Origin of the sequence: Arsukibacterium sp. MJ3, from assembly GCF_000987765.1 — a bacterium.
Lineage (GTDB): Bacteria > Pseudomonadota > Gammaproteobacteria > Enterobacterales > Alteromonadaceae > Alishewanella.
On sequence record NZ_LAHP01000052.1, the window covers coordinates 1 to 2,214 of the forward strand.

General features: G+C 41.3%; 5 protein-coding genes. 1 reads left to right on the top strand and 4 read right to left on the bottom strand.

Annotated features, from left to right (window positions below; translation table 11 throughout):
* A partial coding sequence (locus VT06_RS18670; protein WP_235357466.1) for a hypothetical protein occupies window positions 1–236 on the top strand: 236 nt, incomplete at its 5' end.
* Here the strand turns inward: VT06_RS18670 and VT06_RS16560 are convergent.
* The 4 genes from VT06_RS16560 to VT06_RS18680 all read right to left on the bottom strand — a co-directional run bounded on the left by VT06_RS16560 (window position 202) and on the right by VT06_RS18680 (window position 2,150).
* The gene (locus VT06_RS16560; protein ID WP_046555436.1) at window positions 202–477 is read right to left on the bottom strand and encodes a hypothetical protein; all 276 of its coding nucleotides are present in this window, start codon (window positions 475–477) and stop codon (window positions 202–204) included. The two genes, VT06_RS18670 and VT06_RS16560, sit on opposite strands and share 35 nt — an antisense overlap.
* Window positions 478–488: 11 nt before the next feature.
* Window positions 489–1,121: an RHS repeat-associated core domain-containing protein gene (locus tag VT06_RS18800; RefSeq protein ID WP_304413426.1), complete on the bottom strand. Its 633-nt coding sequence runs from the start codon at window positions 1,119–1,121 to the stop codon at window positions 489–491.
* A gap of 112 nt (window positions 1,122–1,233) precedes the next feature.
* The gene (locus tag VT06_RS16570) at window positions 1,234–1,617 is read right to left on the bottom strand and encodes a hypothetical protein (RefSeq protein WP_046555437.1); all 384 of its coding nucleotides are present in this window, start codon (window positions 1,615–1,617) and stop codon (window positions 1,234–1,236) included.
* A gap of 2 nt (window positions 1,618–1,619) precedes the next feature.
* Entirely contained in the window at window positions 1,620–2,150 is a 531-nt protein-coding gene (locus VT06_RS18680) for an RHS repeat-associated core domain-containing protein (RefSeq protein WP_052750331.1), read from the bottom strand.
* Window positions 2,151–2,214: the final 64 nt, after the last annotated feature.

Consider the following 2,214-nt stretch of genomic DNA (forward strand, 5'->3'; position numbering starts at 1 on the left):
TTAAATATTTTGATAATGAATTTTCAATTATTTCTTTATTATACTATTGTTTTTTATATACATTTTGTGGGGATTTGTCAGTCTCTGACCCTATTGATCAAAAGATACGCGCACTTAGCCGTGCGCGCGGGTTTGGTTACTCTATTGACTCCGAGAGGCTAATGGGTGACCCTATTGATCTCTATTTATTGATCAGCTATTTTACTCTGATCTTAATTCCATCAGCTCGCCGTTAAAAACTATAAACCCTCTTTTTTCATTATAAATAACTTCTAACACTAGGAAATCTTTGGCGTAATGTCGGGAGCCAACAATCAAAATTTGCCCTTTAGGAATAATTTCTAAAAACAATTCTTCTGTTTCATTCGACTTTCGAGGTATCTCGCTAAGTAACTCAACGTCTTCAATAATCTCCAGCCTCTCACTAGCGCACCCATGTAAAAACATAATAAGAACCAACAGTATTATTTTGCCCAATGTGCAGCTCCTCATGTACTAGGGATAGCGGAAGAATGGAAAATAAACCCACTGACCACACCAAGGTCTAATAATGCGTTGCCCAGAGAAACTGGTAAAATAACATCACCTGTATCAATACCCAATTGCTTTAATCCCCTTTGCACTGGTGCGGCACAATTATTACCCAGCGCTCCGTAAGCGGCTGAACCTTTTTTGAGTAGCGCCTCTAACTTCCCCGTCTGAGCATCATTTAACGGTATAACTGAGGTTACACCACTTCTAAAACTATTTCTGGCTCTATATTCAGATGTTGACATGATCGTCATTCCACTAGGCCCATAAGAATATGTAGTACCATTAATTGAAGTTGACACATGTCCAAAGGAAGAACTCCCCCAGCCAACTGGTTGCCAAATCGTTACCTCAGCGTCCAGTCCTAGAGGATCGATATAGCTAATCGGATTCCCACCAACATACCCATAAGTATTCAGCCCGCCCGCCAAACCAATTGGGTCGCTCTGCAAATAGCGGCCGGTAGTGGCGTCATAATCCCTAAAGTAGTTATACCAACTTAGTTTTTCACTGTCCCAGTATTGCCTAGGGAAGCCTATGTTAAAGTCACCAATACTGGTGGTTAATACTGTACGATCAAACGTCTCCAACCTGGCCCGCCAAACTACCGCTTTGCTTTGGTAATCACCTCTGGCTGGTCTAAGTGGGCGCGTAGCAAAAAGCAATGCGACCCCATAGTTTTGTAGTGTCGTGTTCTTACCCTTATTTTTCTTTTTTCTTAATATAGTCCGTTACAAAATCTACTGCTTTGTTAAAAAATACTGGACTAACAACAAAGACAGTCTGCACTATGCCAATAGTTAAAGTAGCTAATGTCGAGGTTGAATTTGCGTCCCGATATAACCAAGTCCCACCGGATATCGTATGCAGGAAAAAAAATACAAAATATATAAAAGCAAGTGGATATATCTGTCTAACTTTAATTGAGAGCTTCGACGAGATATAGGCAGCAGCCCACCATCCGGAGACGATTGAATACCCCTCAACAGCAGAAAATCCAGCTCCGAAATATTGCACAAGCCAATAGGCTGATAACCACGCTATAAATATATAAAAAGAACTCACTAAATAATTAAGATATTTCATGGTTAGTCCACCAAAACTGGAATTATTCCATCAGGATCTTTCAATATGTCATTTAATAACAAATCAGTCATAGGACTTCCGAACAGTCCACCCCCAACATCTATACAACCTGCTGAACCTGGATACGCGCCTCCATGTAAAAAGAAACCTGAACGTCCAAAGGTATTGGTACCTCCGAGCGGACTCATTTTAGCTCGCCAATCCCCCCAATCACCTTGTGTATTGCGCAAAAGATCACCTAATACCCCTGGGTTTGACATATCTTTTGCGTTAATCTGATACTGTCCTTTTGGAATAGCACCTTTGTTTTTTGTCTCACGGTCTTTGCAAGAATCACCGCCATTTACTCCTGATGTTGCTTTCATTGAGTAGGGTGATCTACCAGCCACTTCAGGATCAACAGTCAAAGTATTAGAGTTGCAAGAAAAGGTAAGCGCTGCTAATCCAGTCGGATCTATTCTGTTAACTGGATTCCCTCCAACATACCCATAAGTATTCAACCCACCCGCTAACCCTATTGGATCGCTCTGCAAGTATCTGCCTAAAGTTGCATCATACTGGTGGTTAACACCGCACGGTCAAACGCTTCCAACTTAG